Below are 19,390 nucleotides of genomic sequence, written 5' to 3' on the forward strand. Positions count from 1 at the left end.
TAGATTCCGATTCTGTGTTTTTTGTGAATTTTGTCTTGTTCCTTTATTAGTAATATATAAATCTAATGTATTAAATGAAAAACTGTTGTTTTAAACTAATCTTATCGGTTGTATTTCTATTGATTATGGCCGATGTACATGCGCAGAACGTACGGGTAACAGGTGTTGTGTCTGATACGCAAGGTCCGTTGATTGGCGTGAATGTTCGCGTGAAAGATTCTGCAACTGGTGTGATTACCGATATAAACGGTAAATATTCTCTTGAGGTACCTTCGAATTCTACACTTGTGTTTTCGTATATCGGTTATCTGAACCAGGAGCATAAGGTAGGTAATAAAGGTGTCATTAATGTAGTCATGGTAGAGGATACCAAGCAACTGGAAGAAGTTGTAGTCGTGGGCTATGGTTATCAGCGGAAAAGCGATGTCGCTACTTCTGTCGCTTCGGTTAAGACGGATGAACTGAAAAGTTATCCGGCAGGAAACGTTGCTGATATGCTTCGTGGACGCGTGGCCGGTGTTAATGTGACAAGTTCGTCGGGAAGACCGGGTTCCAATCCTAATATTACGGTCCGTGGTAACCGTTCTATCAGTGCATCCAATACTCCTTTGTATGTTATCGATGGTTCTATCTCAGACAGTGAAGAGTTCAGTACGCTGAGTGCGGAGAACATCGAGTCCATCGAGATTCTGAAAGATGCCGCTTCGCAGGCTATCTACGGTGCCCGTGCCAGCGATGGTGTTATCCTGGTGACAACGAAACGTGGTAGCCAAGGTAAGATGGAGGTAAGTTACAACGGATATGTAGGTATACAGTCTTTATGGCGCAACTTCGATTTCTACTCACCCGAAGAATATGTAATGTTGCGGCGTGAAGCAAAAGCCAATGATAAAGGTGTGATTGATGCACGTGAAATATCCATTGCCGAAGCCTTAGGAGACGATGTCATGCAGCAAGTGTGGGCAAGCGGACAATTTATAGATTGGGAGAAAGAGATGTTGAAGAATGCACTCTATCACAATCATGACGTAACGTTGCGTGGTGGAAATGATAAGATACGGATGGCTGCCGGTGTCAATTACTTCGATCAGGACGGAATGGTAACCACCGGTTCCGGCTATCAGAAGGCGGCTTTTCGCTTGAATGTGGATTATAACATTAATAAGTGGATCAGCCTCGGTGTAAACTCGTCTTATGCTCTTACCAAATCCGATCGTGAAGACGGTAGTTTCAGCGAGTTTATTACCCGTACTCCGATTGCACAGATTTATAATGAAGATGGTAGTTATTCACGCTATATTAATTCTAATAATGATGTTAACCCGTTCTATAGAGCGGAAAACTATAAGCGTGAGATTTCCACCAATAGTTACCGTTTGAATGTCTTTCTGGAGTTGAAGCCTTTCAAAGGGTTCAATTACCGCCTGAATACATCGCTCTATAACAGAGAGCAGGAAGATGGCGAAGCAAAAGGAGTGAATTATCCGGGTGGTGGAGCTACGGCTAAACTGACCGACAGGGAAGACAGAAGCTACCTGATTGAGAACATCTTTACATACAATGTCCCTATTAAAGACCAGAAGCACAAACTGACGATTACCGCAGTACAGTCCGTAGATCATAAGCAGACAAAGCAGTTGGGCTATGCTACCGATCAATTACCGGTGGATATGGATTGGAACTTCATAGCAAACGGACAGTTTACAGGTTCTCCCATACGTTCCTTTACCGAGAATAACCTGGTTTCTTTCATGGGACGTGCTTCTTATATCCTGATGGATAGATATATTATGAATGTTGCAGTCAGAAGAGACGGCTCCAGTCGTTTCGGAAAGAATAACAAATGGGGTACATTCCCGTCTGTTGCCCTTGCATGGCGTGTGAATCAGGAGAAGTTCCTTCAGAATGCAACCTGGATCGATAATCTGAAACTACGCTTGAGTTATGGTATTGTAGGCAATCAGAATGGTATCGGTAATTATACAACTCTTGGTCTGACTGACAAACTCAGATATGAGTTTGGCGATAATTCCTATATGGGTTATCTTCCCGGAGCAGAACTTACCAATCCTAACCTGAAGTGGGAACAATCCAGAACCGTCAACATGGGCTTGGACTTTGGTTTGTTCCGAAACAGACTGTCGGGTACCATTGAGTATTATAAAACCCGGACTACCGATTTGCTTGTTTATCGCGGATTGAATTCAGCCTTAGGTTACGAAAAGATGCTTGATAATCTGGGAGAAACGAAGTCGAGTGGTATTGATATCAGTGTTAGCGGTGACGTGATTCGTACGAAAGATTTCACATGGAGCCTGGGAGCTAACTTTAGTCAATACTCCAATGAGATCGTGAAGATTGACGATCAGGTGGATGAGAATGGAAAACCGTTGAGCCAGCCTGGAAATAACTGGTTTGTAGGTAAACCTATCAATGTATATTACAATTATGAACCGGACGGTATTTATCAATACACTGATTTTGATATTACCCGTGATGCTTATGGCAAACTGACATATACCTTAAAACCAACCATTGATACGGATGGAGACGGTATACCCGACAAAGTTCTGGAACGTCAGGATGCAGTGGCGCCGGGTTCTGTGAAAGTGAAAGACCTGAATGGTGACGGGAAGATTACGGCAGACGACCGTACTCCTATCTCCAAAGACCCGGACTTTACCCTGTCATTGAACACAAGTCTTAAATGGAAAGGCTTCGACTTCTTTATGGATTGGTATGGAGTATCCGGACGCAAGATTCAGAATGCCTATCTGTCGGATGCAAACAGTGGTGGTTCATTACAGGGAAAATTGAACGGTGTGAAGGTGAATTACTGGACTCCGTTTAATCCTTCAAATGACTTCCCACGTCCTACCCATAATTCGAATGTGACGTATCAGAGTGCCTTGGCCATTCAAGATGCCTCTTACATCCGTTTGCGTACTTTGCAACTGGGATATACATTCCCCACCGCCTGGATTAAGAAAATCCAGCTTCAGAAGTTAAGAGTATATGCAACCGCTACGAATCTTCTTACGTTCACAGACTTCCTGTCGTATAGCCCGGAGTTGACTCCCGGTGCATATCCTGAGTCAAGACAGTTTGTGTTTGGAGTAAATTTGTCATTCTAATTATTAAAGACCGAAAAAATGAAGAAAAGATTATATATAGCAGCTTTAGCAATTGCAGCAATTGCGACGTTGCCTTCCTGTGAAGACTTTCTTAATCCTGAATCGAAGACGGACATCACTTACAACTATCTGATAAGTACTCCCGATGGTCTGAGCCGCGCCGTGATAGGGTTATATAATATGGAGAGACAGATAGCCAATGGAGATGGAGGTAACCTGTACGTTGTAAATATGTGCGACTATAATACGGACATCATGGTATTCCGTGCCGGAACCAGTGCAGCTATTGCCCGTCTCAATACGCTATTGCCTAACAATAGCGATATCGAATCATTCTGGACACACCATTATTCCATTATTGGTAAAGCCAATGAAATCATTGTAAGCGCCGAGAACTTGGGGCTTGATGACGAAGTTGTCCATAAAGCATGGGCTGAGGCTAAGTTCTTCCGCGGGCATGCATACTTTGAGCTATGGAAACGTTTTGAACGTCTCTATCTGAATACACTTCCTACTACGGTAGATAATCTGGTGCGTGACTATAAACCGGCATCTACGGAAGAAATATTCACTCAGATTAAAGGTGACCTGGAAGATGCAATAGCCACTCTTGTCTGGGACATTCCGAATAAGGACTATGGCCGTATCACTAAGGCGGTTGCCAAACATGTGAGAGCGCAGGTAGCCATGTGGGAAAAGGACTATGATAAAGCAATAAAAGAGTGTGAAGATATCTTTAGGGATGGCACGATGTACTCCATGATGCCGAAGACGGAAGATGTTTTCAGCGGGGCGGACCTGCGTAACTCCGAGGTGCTGTGGTCCTACCAATTCTCAGAGAATCTGGGAGGTGGCGGAAGCGGTACTCCATTGATGGGACACCGTCTTGCCATTATTACCACTACCCGCTACCAGTCTAACGCCGGATGTACCTTTGAAGCAGCCCAGGGTGGTTACGGTTGGGGACGTGTTTATCCGAATACTTACTTGTTCGGTCTGTATGATAAGGAAAAGGATACCCGCTATGAAAAGCTCTTTATCCACAAGTTCTATTACAATGATCCTACTAATGCCAATTATGGCAAAGAGATACCAGCCGATTTGTATGGCAGTTCTGCCGGATATTTGGAGAAACTGCATCCGATGTCAAAGAAGCATTTTGACCAATGGACCAATGCTACACAGCCTGACAGGACTTCCAGTTTCAAAGACCTGATCGTTTACCGTTTGGCAGAGACCTACCTGATGTGTTGTGAGGCTTACTTCCATCGCGACGGCGGTTCGAGTTCCGAAGCCATCGAATACTATAACAAGACGTGGAGCAGGGCAGGTAATGCCCGTGAGAACGGTCCGCTTACCCTTGATATGATTCTGGATGAATATGCCCGTGAACTGCACTTCGAAGGAGTACGCTGGCCATTGCTGAAACGTCTTGGACTCCTCTACGATCGGGCTCGTGAACACTCAGGCGACTTGAAGTCGGAAGACCCGTATCTGGATACCGATTATGCCTTGTGTCGTGATTACTTCGTGAAAGGCAAACACGAAATATGGCCTATACCACAGAAGCAGATAGACCTGATGGGAGCAGAAAACTTCCCGCAGAGCGATCCGTGGAAATAGGAGAGTTGACTTTAAATTATAAATTAAAAACAGAATCATAATATGAAAAAACTAACTCTGGTTTCATTGATTTTGAGTATGATACTGATTTCATGTAAAGAGCGTGGGGAAGTGCGTATCATGCCGGAATTTAATTATGACCAAACCACTATAAACATATCGAAGAATGAAGGTTCTTCTGTAACGGCTCTTATTTATACGACGGAGGGTGAGGTTACCGCCGAGTATACGGCAGACTGGCTCTCGGTAGATGTGAATCCGAAACGTGCCATTTATAAAGCTACGGCTGCCAATGAAACAGGTGAACCGCGTTCGACTGTCGTGAAGCTGGTTTCCGGAGAGTTCTCTGTAAATGTAACAGTGACTCAATCAGATAAAGATGCTTCGGAAGAGAAGGCATTGAAAGTGGGACAAGTGACAGAAGACGGACTCGGTATGATATTCTGGGTTGACCCGTCTGATCCGGAATCCGGAAAGGCTATCTCACTGGAACGTTGGGGCGGCAATCCGTATGAAGTATCTATCATGCCTCATGGTGCTCTGTCGGCAGTAGACGGCCCGGCGAATACAGCCTTGTTTGTAAATGCAGGTCCTAATGATGCTGCCGCCTTGTGTACAGCATTGGGAGAAGGTTGGTATTTACCGGCATCCAATGAATTGCTCGATTTGTTTGACGCATACAATGGTATCGGACATGAAGAACCGGCATTTACCAATGCAGTGCCTGCCAATATCAGCGATACGGAAAAAGCGGCCCGTGCCATGTTCGACCAGTACCTGACCGATTTGGGTGGAGCTGTTATAAATGCAGCGGCTGATACGGGCAATGGTGAAAGCTACTGGGCAAGTACGGAAAGTGAAGATGGGCAGAAAGCAAGATACGTCCGCTTCGGTAAGTATGGATTTGACTTTGGTGCCAAAACAGGTACAAGCCGCTTCGTACGTGCCATGAAAGTGATAGGTAACTATAAATTCCCCGAAGAACCTGCGACACTGACCGTTACACCTACCCAAGTTGGACTGACCAGTGAAGCCGGTGCCACGGCAGAGTCTACCGTAACTACGAATAAGAGTTCATATGCGGTAACCATTGAAGGTGATGGCTCCACATGGCTTTCCGTAAGCAAGGCAGAAAACAAGATTACATTCACCGCTTTGTCGGAGAATACCACGGATGGTTCGCGTACGGCGACTGTGACCGTCGTAGCCGGTTCCGGTGAAGGCCAGGCTACGGCTACCATTACCGTAAGCCAGCAGAAAGCTATAGCTGTGGAACCTTTTACAATAGGTGAGTATGTGACGAAAGATGGGGATACGGAACTTGCTGAAGGCGGTATTGTATTCTGGGTGGATCCGGCAGATCCTTCCAAAGCTAAGATCGTATCTCTGAAACGAGAGAGCCTGAAGTGGACGAACGGTTTTGCAGAAGGTTTTGGGGTAACGGACGGTGAAAATGGATATGCCAATACGCAGACTATAGCGCAGAGTGAACATGCAGCAGATATTCCGGCTATACAATATTGCAAAGAGAGAGGAGAAGGTTGGTATTGGCCGGCAAGAGACGAGTTGATAGCCTTGTATGATGCCTACAACGGAAATCATAGTTCGAGTTTGCTTCCCGGTCAGCTTCCGGCGGAAGAACAGGCTGCACGTGCTGCATTCGATAAGGTCTTCACCGATCATGGCGGCATTCTCCTGAATACAATGGGGGATACGGAAAACGGTGACAGTTATTGGGCAAGTACAGAGACTACCGACGGTAAGAAAGCTTGTTATATACGTTTTGGTAAATATGTCAGTACCAATAACACCAAGACTGGAAGTGCGCGTTATGTTCGTTGTGTGAGAAGTGTTTCCAAATAAAATCTTTAAAGGCAAATATCATGAAAATAAAATCATTTTATATAACGGCATCCTTTGCGTGTCTGTTTATGTTGACTTCATGTGTAGACTATGAAGTGAAAGATCCTAACTTCATGCCGCCGGACGTTGTTCTGGACGAAGGTGACGACGATGAAATTATAGAGGGGTTGCCGACTCCCGGAGAAATGCAGGCTTACAGTCCTTCACTTCTGGGTAAACCGTATCGTCCGATCAAAGTGAAGTATTCGAGCCAGTTTCCACCGGTTGCCAGTTGGACTGAAGCAAATACCCGCATCGTGGCTTATATGGGCGAGTATAAGCCAAGCATAAAAACAGAAAGTGACTACAAGGCTATCACCAATAAATATGGTAGCCTTACCACAGGTGCCAAGCAACAAGCCACAGGACGCTTTTATGTGAAGAAAGTCAACGGTCGTTGGTGGATTATCGATCCCGAGGGATATCCTCACTATGAAAGAAGTGTGACTTCCCTCAGGTATGGTTCTTCTTCGCGTAATAAGGAAGCTTGGAACAAGCGTTTTGGCAATGATAATATGTGGTTATCGAAGACGCAGGCAGAACTGGCCTCTATCGGCTTTCATGGCACCGGTGCTTTTTGTACCAATACATATAGTAAAATTCAGGCGCATAATCAAAGTAATCCCAATGCACCTATGACTCTTGCACCTTCGTTTGGCTTCCTCAGCCAGTTCAGATCGCAGAATGGGCATGCCTATCCAGGAAATACTTCTGATAATGAATTGGGGCTTGTGTTGTACAGTGATTGGGCGGACTTCTGTAAATCTTATATCCGTTCGGCTATGGCGTCTTATTTGAATGATGCAAATGTATTGGGATTCTTTTCGGACAATGAGATAAATTTCTCTTCACAGAATTCAAGAATTCTGGACCGTTTTCTGAAACTGACAGACCGGACGGATATCGCTTATCTGGAAGCTAAGAAGTTTATGGAAGAGAAGAATGCAACAAGTGTGACCGATAACCTGAATAGTGAGTTTGCCGGCAGGTTGGCCGAACTCTATTACAAGGGAGTTAAGGAAGCCATCAAGGAGATTGATCCGGGAATGATGTATCTGGGAACCCGTCTGCATGGAACACCGAAATATCTGCAACATGTGGTGGCTGCTGCGGGCAAGTATTGTGATATCATCTCTATCAATTACTATAGCCGTTGGAGTCCGGAGTTGACTACCTATGTGAAGCAGTGGGGCGAAGATTGGGCGGATGCTCCCTTTATGGTTACTGAGTTTTATACAAAGGGTGTGAAAGATTCTGACCTGAACAACCAGTCGGGTGCCGGATTCTCTGTTCCCACTCAGAATGACAGGGCGTACGCATACCAGCATTTCACTTTGGGTTTGTTGGAAGCCAAGAACTGTGTCGGCTGGCATTGGTTCAAGTATCAGGATGATGATGGTACGGATAATAGCAGTAAGCCCGCTAATAAAGGGGTGTATGACAACTATTACGAGATGTACCCCTATCTGAGTAAGTTCATGAAGGAAGTGAATTACAATGTTTACAACCTTATTGAGTATTTTGATAAATAAACAGATTTATCAGATTGACATTTTGCATTTCTAAAGCCCCGGGAGTCTCTGCTTTGCAGCCCGGGGAGAGGAGGCTTGCAAATTCGCGAATGAAAATCTATATTTGTCAGATTATGAGTTGGATATATAAATACGTACAACTCTAAAAAACGGGAAATAGCTTGTTCGGGCTCTTTGACTATAAGGCTTTTGCAGAATGTATGCTTCTTTGGTGCAGAAACTATATACCTAATGTGCAGGAACTATATATCTGACGCGTTGGGACTATATATCTGATACGTCAGAACTATAGATGCAATCTGCAGAATATAGAGTTCCTGTACATAGAATATGTATAACGGGCGTATATTATGCAATATTCCGCATTTATATTCAAACCCAAGAGGCGTTGACAGTCTGTTTGGTTTTTCCGGATAAAATGCGTTGTAAGGCAAAAGCCTGTTTTCCTCTCTTTTTGTAAAGACAAATAGGAAATTCTGATATTATAAGAAATAAAATAAATAAGTATAAACCTTTAAAAGGATGATGATGAGAAACGGAAAGAAAGTTTTAGTTATAGGTTTGGTTCTGTTGGCAGGATTCGCCTCTTCGGCATCGGCAGTGACAAAAGGTATGAAAAAGGTTGTTGAGGATGCGCTCGACTTCTCTGTCAGACAGTCAATGTCCATGTTCGGTGAGATGAAAGACCAGAAAGGCATATTGCCCAGAACGGCGAAGGATGGGGAGATGATTACCTGCGATTCCGGTTGGTGGACAAGTGGTTTCTATCCCGGTACGTTATGGTATTGTTATGAGTATAGCAATGATCCGCAGGTGAGGGCAGCCGCCGAAGAAATGACTTCGCGTGTGGAAAAGCAGAAGTATACGACCAGCAATCACGATGTTGGCTTTATCATCAATTGCAGTTTCGGCAATGGCTACCGCCTTACCCGTAATGAAGCTTACAGGGAAGTGATAGAGACTGCGGCCAAATCCTTATCCACCCGCTTCCATCCGGTGACGGGTTGCACTCGCTCGTGGAACAGCAAGAAATGGCAGTTCTCCGTAATCATTGATAACATGATGAATCTGGAACTTTTTACGGTAGCCTCATCCATGACGGGAGATAATTCTTACTATAATAAAGCAAAGTCTCATGCCGACCGTACGATGATCAATCATTTCCGTCCGGATGGCAGTTCATTCCACGTGGTTAGTTATGATACGATTACAGGAAAGGTGCTGAACCAAGTGACACACCAGGGCGTGGGTGATCAATCTGCTTGGTCGCGTGGTCAGGCATGGGGATTGTATGGATTTACTATGATGTACCGACAAACGGGTAAGAAAGAGTATTTGGACCATGCTATTAAGATCGGTAAGTACATTATGAATCACCCGCGTTTGCCTAAAGATAAAATCCCTTACTGGGACTTTGATGCTCCTGACATTCCGAAAGCCGATAGAGATGCTTCGGCCGGTGCCATTATGGCTTCGGCTTATGTGGAGCTGAGTACTTATGTAGAAGGCGAACTGGGCAAGCAATTCCTTGCAATAGGTGAACAGCAAATAAAGTCGTTGGCTTCTCCGGCCTATCGTGCCAGGAAAGTGGGCGATAACAATCATTTTATTATTAAGCATTGCACTGGTTTCATGGCAAAGCAGTATGAGATAGATGCTCCATTGACGTATGCCGATTATTATTTTGTAGAGGCTTTGCTTCGCTATAAGAATTTGTTGGAAGGGCGTCCGGTAGTTGAGACGATTACGGCTTTCTCTGAAAATCCGGACCGTTCTGCCTGGTTGAGTTCACTCCATCGTATCTCCTATCCGTTGCTGGCGAATATGGCGAAAGGTGAGCTTCGTAAAAATATGCCGGTTGAATCTATCGCCGCCGATATGCAGAAAAGAAGAGAAGTGACACATCTGGAAGCTTTAGGCAGACTGATTACAGGTATTTCGGCTTGGCTGGAACTAGGGCCTGACAGTACGATAGAAGGTAAACTGCGTGCCCGGTACATTGGTCTGGCGTTAAAGTCGATTACCAATGGAGTTGATCCTGAATCGTCCGACTACCTGAACTTCAATAACGGGCGTCAACCCTTGGTGGATGCCGCTTTCCTGGCTCACGGACTGTTGAGGGCCCGTACACAACTGTGGGATAAACTGGATAAGACCACTCAGGAACGGGTAATCAAGGAACTCAAATCATCGAGAGTGATAAAACCTTCCGAAACCAATTGGCTGTTTTTCTCGGCAATGGTGGAGGCTGCCTTAAAGGAATTTACCGGCGAGTGGGAGTATGACCGGGTGAAATATGCCTGTGATCGCTTTGAACAGTGGTATAAAGGAGATGGCTGGTACGGTGACGGGGTCGAATTCCATCTGGACTATTACAACAGTTTCGTTATCCACCCGATGATGGCGGAAGTGCTGGGTGTGATGAAGAAACACCAGATAGAAGGTGCCATACCTTACGAACTTGAACTCGAACGCTATGCCCGCTATGCAGAGCAACAGGAAAGAATGATTTCTCCCGAAGGGACTTTTCCGATAGTGGGTCGTTCATTGGCTTACCGTTTCGGGGCTTTCCATGCTTTGTCCGACGTTGCTTACCGGAAATTGCTTCCGGAAAGAGTGAAACCTGCACAAGTGAGATGTGCACTGACAGCAATAATCAATCGGCAGACACAAGCTCCCGGAACATTCAACCCCGAAGGATGGCTGCGGGTGGGCTTTGCCGGCTATCAGCCTCATATTGGAGAGAGTTATATTTCAACAGGTAGCCTCTACTTGTGCTCTGCTGTGTTTGTAGCCCTCGGTTTGCCGGAATCAGATGAGTTTTGGGCTTCGCCTGCAGCAGACTGGACTTGCAAGAAGGGATGGGCAGGCGTCGATCTGGATGTGGACAAGGCCTTGAAGAAATAAGGATGAATTCTAAGAAGAATTGCTTATGAAGAAATTAGCAAGTGCCGTGTTGTATGGATGTGGCATTTCATTGTTTGCTTCCTCTTGTGTACAGAAAGCTGAAGAAAAGAAGCTGAATGTCCTTTTCATCATGACCGACCAGCAGAGGTATGATATGCTGAGTTGCGCAGGCAATCGCTATGTCGGTACTCCTTCATTAGATCGTTTGGCTGAGAACGGTGTCCGGTTTGAACATAATTATTGTGCAAATCCGGTATCGATGCCGTCACGTTTTGCAATGGCAACAGGACGTTATGCCGGCGAAATAGGTTATACAAATAACTCTACTAAGCCGGATACTTTAAGAGTCTTGCCTGTTGCCCGTGAAAGTTCGGTTGGAAATCTTTTCCGTAATGCCGGCTATCAGACAGTCTATTCCGGTTATCCGGGCTTTTATTGTGGAAGGACTCACATGGAGGAGTATGGTTTTACCCAGAATGGTACGGATTATTACGAGGGTCCTGCCGATTTTGCCGAGAACTTTCTTGCTGGTTATAATCCGGTTCAGGATGAACCTTTTTTCCTATATCTCTCTTTCATGAATCCTCATGATATTTGTTATGGGGCAGGTTTTGATCCGAGATTTCCCGATGAGCTGCGCCCTCATCAGATAGCTGCTACGCAGAAGTATATAGATTTGCGTAAAACACTAAGTGATGAAGAATATCGTGCACAGATACCTCCCGTACCTGCCAATGTGGAACCCAACGGGACGTATGCCGAAATGAAAGCAATCGGTTCCGGTTCCCGTGACTGGACAGAAGAGCAGTGGGATTTCTATCGCTGGATGTATTGCCGGCTTGTAGAAGATGTGGAACAACAGATCGGACGTATCCTGGCTGCGTTGGAAAACTCCGGTCTGGCAGATCATACGATCGTTGTCTTTACTTCAGATCATGGAGAAATGGGACAGTCTCATGGCCTTGTTTTTAAAAGTCGTTTGCTTGAAGAAGCTACCCGTACACCGCTTATTATTTCCGGTCCGGGAGTGAAGAAAGGAGTTGTAGACTCAAAAAGCCTGACTAGCGGAATTGATCTGGTACCTACGTTATGCGACCTGGTAGGAATTCCCGTACCGGAGAACTTGTCCGGTAAGTCACTGAAACCGGTTCTGACCGGGCAAACGGATAAGATTGACCGTGAATATATTATCGTAGAGTCTAGTTCAGGCTATCAGATTAATGACGGACGTTATAAGTATACAGCCTTTACGCGTGGAGATAAGGAAGCGTCTTTGATGGATATCCTGGCTGATCCTGGCGAAATGTCCGATAAAGTTGCTGATCCGGCTTATGTAGCAGAGAAAGAACGCTTGCACGGTTTATTGATGAAGGAAATAAAAAAAATAACAGAACAGGTTCCGGCAGAGAAATAAGCCGGAAGCTCTATTAATCTCAGTATTGGCATGAAAAATAAATTATCCCTTTTATTGGTGTCTTTTTTTCTCTTCTCCTGTGCGGAGAACAAACAGGTAACGGAACAGCAGACAACGTTTTGTAATCCGATGAATTTGGATTACGGTTGGGGATGTTTCCAGAAGAGAGAGAAGAAAGCCCGTACGGCTGCCGATCCGGTAATCGTATTGTTCAAAGACAAATATTATCTCTTTACTACAATGGATATCGGCGGTTATCGTGTATCCGACGACTTGATTACATGGAAGGATGTCTATTTTAATCCGGAGGTACATGCATCTGCCCTTGATATTGACCATTATGTGGCACCTGCTGTAGCTGCGGATGATAATTATGTCTATTTTATAAACTTTACCCGCGACCGTTCCAAAAAGAAAGTAGACGTGATTCGCTCTGCTGACCCGGAAAATGGGAAATGGGAAAAATGCGGGGAGGTACGGCGTATGGCCGATCCCTGTCTGTTCATTGATGACGGGCGCTTTTATTTCTATTATGGGCTGGGTGCAGAACAATCTACCACTTTCTTTGAAGTGAATCCTGAGACTTTTGAGGAAATAGAAGGTACGAAGAAGGTGCTTCGTGAATATATTACGGACGTTAAAGAGTGCACTTCCGGTTATCACTTCGGGCGCAGAGAACTGTATGATGAAATTGACGCTTCTGCCTGGATGGGTAAGTTCCAGAAGATACCTTGCCCTGAGGGTGCCTGGATTGTGAAGAACAATGATAAGTATTACCTGCAATATGCCACACCGGGAACCATTTGTAACTGGTATTGCGATATCGTTATGGAGAGTGATAGCGCGAATGGAGGCTTTATTGAACAGCCTTACAATCCTGTTTCGTTGAAGGTCGGTGGTTTTATTGGTGGGGCAGGGCATAGTTGTGTATTCAAAGATAAGTATGGTAACTGGTGGCAGGCAACTTCCATGTGGATTGGTAATCACGATGAATTTGAGAGAAGAATCGGATTGTTCCCGGTATCATTTGATGCGAAAGGGCGGATGAGGACTCATACCGTATTGGGTGATTATCCGATGCTATTGCCTCAGAAGAAGTTTGAGCCGCAGGATATCTCTGCTTTCGGCTGGATGCTCCAGTCTTTCAATAAAGCTTGTATGGCTTCTTCTTCGCTTCCGGGCTTTGAACCGGAGAAAGCAGCGGATGAGAATGTCAGGACGTGGTGGTCGGCAGAAAGCGGTAATGCAGGTGAGCATTTCGTAATGAACTTTGGTAAGAAAGTGCAGATTAACTCTGTTCAGATCAACTTTGCCGAACAGGATATAAATCCGGAGGCTCCCAAAGAGACAGACTATCATGCCTACAAACTATATACTTCGAACGATGGGCATACCTGGAAGCTGCTTGCTGATAAGTCCGGAAACAAAACAGCGGTTCCTCATGAATATCTGGAACTCTCCAAATCTGTAGAAGCTTCTTATATGAAGGTGGAGAATGTACATACTCCCAAAGAAGGTAAATTTGCACTGTTGGATTTGCGGGTATTCGGTTCCGGTTATTCGGATAAGCCCGGACAGGTGAAAGAACTTTCTGTGAAAAGAAACCAGGAAGATGAAAGATACGCCTCGATTGCCTGGAATAAAGTATCCGGTGCCGACGGTTATTTGGTTCGCTTTGGTTATCAACCCGACTTCCTGAATCAATGTATTCAGGTGAAGGGAAATGAAACCACTGAACTTTTGCTGCATATTCTCACTAAAGGCGTGAAGTATTATTATCGTGTGGATACCTATAATGACAGTGGAATTACGGAAGGTAATGTTATTTCGGAGTAGGACTTTGGTTCTTCTCCCTATGTTGACTTGTGCCGGGCTTATGCAAGCTCAGCACAAGCCTAATGTTGTTATCATCTTTACCGATGATCAGGGATATCAGGACCTTGGTTGCTACGGATCGCCGTTGATACAAACCCCGTCAATAGATGGGATGGCAAGGGAAGGACTAAAACTGACAGACTTCTATGTATCTGCTTCTGTCTCCAGTGCCTCACGTGCGGGCCTTTTAACGGGACGGCTGAATACCCGGAATGGAGTGAAAGGAGTATTCTTTCCGGAATCCGAAGGTATGCCTTCCGAAGAGATCACCTTGGCAGAAGCATTGAAAGAACAAGGTTATGCAACAGGTTGTTTCGGTAAATGGCATCTGGGTGACTTGAAAGGTCATCTACCCACAGACCAGGGGTTTGATAAATACTTCGGTATTCCTTATAGTAACGATATGTATATCGGCCCTTCTCAAAAATTTGCTTCTAATGCTGTGTTTAGAGAAGGATATACTCTGTCTGAAGCTAAAGCGGATCAGGACTTTGTGAGAAATGCTCCCAACAGAGCGACGATAAAAAAGAGACTCAATAGTGTATCTCCTTTGTTTGAAGGAGATGAAATCATAGAATACCCTTGTGATCAGTCTACTACTACCCGTCGTTATTTTGATAAAGCGATTGAGTTTGTAGGGCAGAATAAAGAGAAACCTTTCTTTGTTTACATTACTCCTTCGATGCCCCATATTCCTTTATTTGCATCCGAGCAGTTCAGGGGCAAGAGTAAACGTGGGCTTTATGGAGATGTTGTGGAAGAAATAGACTGGAATGTCGGACGCTTTCTCGACTATCTGGATCAACAAGGATTGGCGGAAAGCACGTTGGTTATTTTTGCATCTGATAATGGACCGTGGTTAGGTTACAAAGAAGATAGCGGTTCTGCCGATCCGTTACGTGGCGGTAAATTCTCGTATTATGAAGGCGGGGTACGTGTACCTTGTATTCTGCGTTGGAAGGGTACTATCCCAGCAGGAGTAACCAGTGATGCGATAATTGCCAGTATTGACCTATTCCCAACAATAATGCATTATGCCGGTTGCAGATCGTTCAGGCAGGAGATTGATGGAGTGGATATATCATCATTCTTGAAAAAAACTTCTTTGCGGTTGCGTGATGAGTATGTCTATGTAAAAGGTGGTGAGGTGCATGGAATACGTAAAGGAGATTGGGTTTATTTACCTAGAACGGGAAATAGTAAGTTTAAGGAAGGTGATGTGCCTGAGTTGTTTAATTTAAAACGGGATATTGGAGAAACTAATAATCTCCATCTGGAATATCCTGAAAAGGTGAAAGAATTACAGGAAGTAATGCAGCTATACCAGGCTTTAAAAGTTAAAAAATAGACTTTTAGGGTATCATTAATGAAAAAAGATATGTTTTTTGCAACCTGTGATTCTCTTTCTGCGTCTAATAGATAAATAAAAAACTGAAGAGCTATGAAACTAAATTTTTCCATGGATGAAATCCGTATTAAAGTAGAAGAGTATATAAAGAAAGGTGGCCGTGCCGCCGGTCGTCCCGTACTGACTGCTTATTATGTGATGACTGCCGATACGACTCCCGAGAGTGAACGAACCAATATCATGATTGCTTTGGTAGCGATTGTATTCCCTACCAGTATAGAAGATATTCTGGGGCAACTCTTCATGGTAGGAAAGGGTTTTGCTGCCGTTTATGCCTATAAGAAGGTGAAGAAGTATATCACACCTCAGATAAGAGATAAGGTGGAGGCTAAACTGGATGAGTGGTTCCATGATAATGTGACGGAGGTGGAGGTGCTGTATCTGGAGCCGAAATAAGGGGGGGAGATTTATAATCTGGAAATTCCAGGTTTGGGACCATAATATAAGGTTGTAACTTTTATCTAGTTACAACCTTTATTTTCATAAATGAGAGCCCTACAATCGGAGAGGTCTTAAGGTATATGTATAGTGGTATATTTTATTCTTTAACAAGAACTCTTTATGGACTCTGGGCGACCAACTGTCGTCTCCTCCAAGCCCCATCTGCTTATAATCAATATGCAACCAGTTCTTTTCACCACGAATTAATGTATGTTCTTTCTTACTACGGTCCAAATCTTTATCGGAGTAATTCTGAATATTAAAATTAAAGAGTGGCTTTCCGGTTATGCGTATTCCGCTTCCGGAATCATCGTATATTTCCAGCCAGCGGTTATCTGTTTTGTTTCCATTCTCTTGGGGCATGATATGTGAAAAGAACTGTTCGCTGACAGTCCCCTTGTAGATACCGACGTAAGCAGATTCTTTTCTGTCATCATAGCTTTCATGAGGTCCTTTACCAAACCAAGTAAGATTTTGCCACTCAACGGGTAAAGCACACTCCATCCCGACTCTTGCCAATGACAGGACATCTACATTTACATGGAAGACCACATCAATGATAACTTCACCTTCGGGAGAAACCGTATAATTTGCCTTTTGCAGGATATTGCCTTCTTTGCAATCCAATAGATTATTGGCATAGACTTGTACATATCCGGTAGGCAGAACCACGAAATCCAGTTGCTTCGGTTTTATCTTATAATCATCCAGTCCTGCTTTGCGCCACGAACTTGCATAAGAGTTGTTGCGTCCTTCGTCGTTGTCGGTCGGAACCCGCCAGAAGCATGGTAGTAGGGGAGATTTAAGCAAACCACTTCCTCTGTAAACGAACTGTGATATTGCCCCTGTGAGTTTATCAAAATGTATATGAAAATCTTTTCCTGTAACTGTGAGCCCATTTCCCCTTTCCACCCGAAGGGGGGAAGCGGTGCTGACCCCTCTCTCTACGAATGGTTCGGGAAGCAAGTCTAAAGCTAATTGTTCTGAAGCTATCTCTACACTACCATCAGAGTAGTTCCGTTTTTTTGTATCATAAAAACTAAAGTTTACATGATATTCATTTCCCGCTTTCAAATTTTTCCTGGAGAAATTCAATTCTATCAATTGCCTGCTTTGGGGTGCTATATTCAAAGTAGTAATGGTATCACGCTCTATAGGGACTCCATTTTCTAATAATGTCCAACACAAAGTAATCCCCTTTGTATCTACAAAGTAGTTTGTGTTTGATATTGAAACAAGACCTTCGTTTATATCTATATTCTCTACGTTGAAATTTTGATAGACCTTTTTCAGCTCATATATCTCCGGTTGGACTTCCCGGTCAGGGTTCACCAAACCGTCATTTGAATTAGCCCCGTCGCTATAATTCATGACTTCCCAATATTCCTTTCCATTTTTGTCTTTCAGGCGTAATCCCTGGTCTACCCAATCCCAGGTAAATCCTCCGTGCATACGTGGATATTTATAAAATAAATTCCAGAACTTTCTGAAATTGCCTAAACCGTTTCCCATAGAGTGAGCATATTCACATATCAACATAGGACGTGACTGATCCTCATTATACTGCCTGATAATTTCATTAAGCGGATTGTACATATTGGAAATGAAGTCATACCTTGAAAGTACTTTAGCATAAGCAGGATTCTTTGCCTCATAATGAACCGGACGTTTTTCAGGATCACACCTTTTTATCTCTTCATAGGCCTTGTCAAAGTTCTTCCCCCAACCGGATTCATTTCCCATAGACCAGAAGATGACAGAAGGGTGGTTCTTATCCCTTTCCACCATATTCACATTCCTTTCGACAATGGCACTTTCCCACTCATCCCTTTCTCCGACATGGAACCCTTTTGCCCACAGGCCATGACTCTCTACATTGGCTTCATCCATTACATACAGCCCATATTCGTCACACAAGTCATACCAATCCGGATGATTGGGATAATGAGATGTTCTCACTGCATTTATATTAAATAATTTCATCAGTTTTATATCACGCTCCATCATCTCACGTGTAATGTATCGTCCGGTGTAGGGATCGAACTCATGCCTGTTGACTCCTTTTATTTTTATAGGTTGTCCGTTCAACAGCAACAGTCCATTTTTAATTTCTACTTTTCTGAATCCTATCTTCTGGCTAATAACCTGTTGAACGGTTCCATACTTTTTTAATAGTTCTATGTCCAAGCGATATAAATCAGGTGTTTCTGCCGTCCACTTTAAAGGAGAAGATACTTTCTCTGAAAATGAGATTTCTTGTTCTTCCCCCGAGGCTACACTGAACGAAAACTGTCTTGTCCATATCAATTTGCCGGATGTTTCTTTTAAAGAAACACGCAAACAACCATCTCTGACGAGTTCTTTTGTCTCATTCTTTATGGAAACGACTGCATTCAATTCTGCATCCTTATACTCCATATCCAGGTTGGGGGAAATAGAGAAATCCCTGATGTGGACTTTAGGAAGTGCAAACAAAAAGACATCACGATAGATGCCGCTTAATCTCCAATAATCCAAGTCTTCTAAGTAACTGCCGTCAGACCAATTTAGAACCTGAACAGTCAATTGATTTTCACCCTTCTGCAAATATTTGCTGATGTTGAACTCTGCCGGCAACATTCCGTCTTCATGATATCCCACTTTTTCCCCGTTCACCCAGACATACATGGCAGATTGTACTCCGGCAAAGTGCAGAAAGATTTCTTCATCTTTCCAATCAGCCGGAACAACAAAGTTCCGACGGTACAGGCCTATCGGATTGGATTCTCGGGGAATATAGGGTGGATTAGGTTCAAAAGGGTATTTCACATTCGTAAAAACAGGCGGATCATATTCTCCTTGCAGCTGCCAGTTGCCAGGGACTTGAATATAATCCCATGAACCATCATTATAGTTCGTACTATAAAAAGCGGCTGGTAAGGCATATATTCCGGAGATATATTTAAATTTCCACTCTCCGTTCAGAGAGTGTACCATAGAAGATACTCTTCGTTCTGCCTCTGCTACAGATCGATAAGGTATATAAGAGGCATGAGCCGGTTCCGTATTTATACTGTTTACTTCAGGATTTTCCCATTCGGACAATACTTCCTGAGAATGGGCAAGTGTTACAGCCCAACATATAATAGCCAGGACCAATATTCTTTTCAGCATA

At 44.0% G+C, this 19,390-nt stretch carries 10 protein-coding genes; 9 read left to right on the top strand and 1 reads right to left on the bottom strand.

From position 1 onward, the window contains the following. The first annotated feature begins 74 nt into the window (after window positions 1-74). From HMPREF9447_RS13265 to HMPREF9447_RS13305, 9 genes are all read left to right on the top strand, one after another. Window positions 75-3,134, top strand: a complete 3,060-nt coding sequence (locus HMPREF9447_RS13265; RefSeq protein WP_009130256.1) for a SusC/RagA family TonB-linked outer membrane protein — start codon at window positions 75-77, stop codon at window positions 3,132-3,134. An 18-nt stretch (window positions 3,135-3,152) separates the two neighbouring features. Beyond that, complete coding sequence (locus HMPREF9447_RS13270) at window positions 3,153-4,757, top strand: RagB/SusD family nutrient uptake outer membrane protein (protein WP_009130257.1); 1,605 nt, start codon at window positions 3,153-3,155, stop codon at window positions 4,755-4,757. Between the two features lie 42 nt (window positions 4,758-4,799). Next, window positions 4,800-6,620: a BACON domain-containing protein gene (locus HMPREF9447_RS13275; protein ID WP_009130258.1), complete on the top strand. Its 1,821-nt coding sequence runs from the start codon at window positions 4,800-4,802 to the stop codon at window positions 6,618-6,620. Between the two features lie 20 nt (window positions 6,621-6,640). Beyond that, on the top strand, window positions 6,641-8,191 hold the full coding sequence (locus tag HMPREF9447_RS13280) for a hypothetical protein (protein ID WP_009130259.1): 1,551 nt from the start codon (window positions 6,641-6,643) through the stop codon (window positions 8,189-8,191). A gap of 522 nt (window positions 8,192-8,713) precedes the next feature. Beyond that, window positions 8,714-11,098, top strand: a complete 2,385-nt coding sequence (locus HMPREF9447_RS13285) for a DUF2264 domain-containing protein (RefSeq protein ID WP_009130260.1) — start codon at window positions 8,714-8,716, stop codon at window positions 11,096-11,098. A 25-nt stretch (window positions 11,099-11,123) separates the two neighbouring features. Further along, complete coding sequence (locus HMPREF9447_RS13290; protein ID WP_009130261.1) at window positions 11,124-12,512, top strand: sulfatase family protein; 1,389 nt, start codon at window positions 11,124-11,126, stop codon at window positions 12,510-12,512. Between the two features lie 30 nt (window positions 12,513-12,542). Next, on the top strand, window positions 12,543-14,348 hold the full coding sequence (locus HMPREF9447_RS13295) for a family 43 glycosylhydrolase (RefSeq protein WP_009130262.1): 1,806 nt from the start codon (window positions 12,543-12,545) through the stop codon (window positions 14,346-14,348). Further along, window positions 14,332-15,735 carry a sulfatase family protein gene (locus HMPREF9447_RS13300; RefSeq protein ID WP_052315197.1) on the top strand — a complete coding sequence of 468 codons (1,404 nt, stop codon included), beginning with the start codon at window positions 14,332-14,334 and terminating at the stop codon, window positions 15,733-15,735. The genes HMPREF9447_RS13295 and HMPREF9447_RS13300 overlap by 17 nt, the downstream gene beginning before the upstream one ends. Before the next feature lie 93 nt (window positions 15,736-15,828). Next, window positions 15,829-16,191, top strand: a complete 363-nt coding sequence (locus HMPREF9447_RS13305) for a hypothetical protein (protein WP_009130264.1) — start codon at window positions 15,829-15,831, stop codon at window positions 16,189-16,191. 99 nt (window positions 16,192-16,290) lie between these two features. Here the strand turns inward: HMPREF9447_RS13305 and HMPREF9447_RS13310 are convergent, their stop codons facing one another. Continuing rightward, on the bottom strand, window positions 16,291-19,389 hold the full coding sequence (locus HMPREF9447_RS13310; protein ID WP_009130265.1) for a glycoside hydrolase family 2 TIM barrel-domain containing protein: 3,099 nt from the start codon (window positions 19,387-19,389) through the stop codon (window positions 16,291-16,293). Between the last annotated feature and the right edge of the window lies 1 nt (window position 19,390).

This window comes from Bacteroides oleiciplenus YIT 12058 (assembly GCF_000315485.1).
Classification (GTDB): domain Bacteria; phylum Bacteroidota; class Bacteroidia; order Bacteroidales; family Bacteroidaceae; genus Bacteroides; species Bacteroides oleiciplenus.

Bases quoted from the DNA above. Each gene is read 5' to 3' on its own strand.
- HMPREF9447_RS13265 (WP_009130256.1), top strand. From the start codon at position 75: ATGAAAAACTGTTGTTTTAAACTAATCTTATCGGTTGTATTTCTATTG.
- HMPREF9447_RS13270 (WP_009130257.1), top strand. From the start codon at position 3,153: ATGAAGAAAAGATTATATATAGCAGCTTTAGCAATTGCAGCAATTGCG.
- HMPREF9447_RS13275 (WP_009130258.1), top strand. From the start codon at position 4,800: ATGAAAAAACTAACTCTGGTTTCATTGATTTTGAGTATGATACTGATT.
- HMPREF9447_RS13280 (WP_009130259.1), top strand. From the start codon at position 6,641: ATGAAAATAAAATCATTTTATATAACGGCATCCTTTGCGTGTCTGTTT.
- HMPREF9447_RS13285 (WP_009130260.1), top strand. From the start codon at position 8,714: ATGATGATGAGAAACGGAAAGAAAGTTTTAGTTATAGGTTTGGTTCTG.
- HMPREF9447_RS13290 (WP_009130261.1), top strand. From the start codon at position 11,124: ATGAAGAAATTAGCAAGTGCCGTGTTGTATGGATGTGGCATTTCATTG.
- HMPREF9447_RS13295 (WP_009130262.1), top strand. From the start codon at position 12,543: ATGAAAAATAAATTATCCCTTTTATTGGTGTCTTTTTTTCTCTTCTCC.
- HMPREF9447_RS13300 (WP_052315197.1), top strand. From the start codon at position 14,332: ATGTTATTTCGGAGTAGGACTTTGGTTCTTCTCCCTATGTTGACTTGT.
- HMPREF9447_RS13305 (WP_009130264.1), top strand. From the start codon at position 15,829: ATGAAACTAAATTTTTCCATGGATGAAATCCGTATTAAAGTAGAAGAG.
- HMPREF9447_RS13310 (WP_009130265.1), bottom strand. From the start codon at position 19,389: ATGCTGAAAAGAATATTGGTCCTGGCTATTATATGTTGGGCTGTAACA.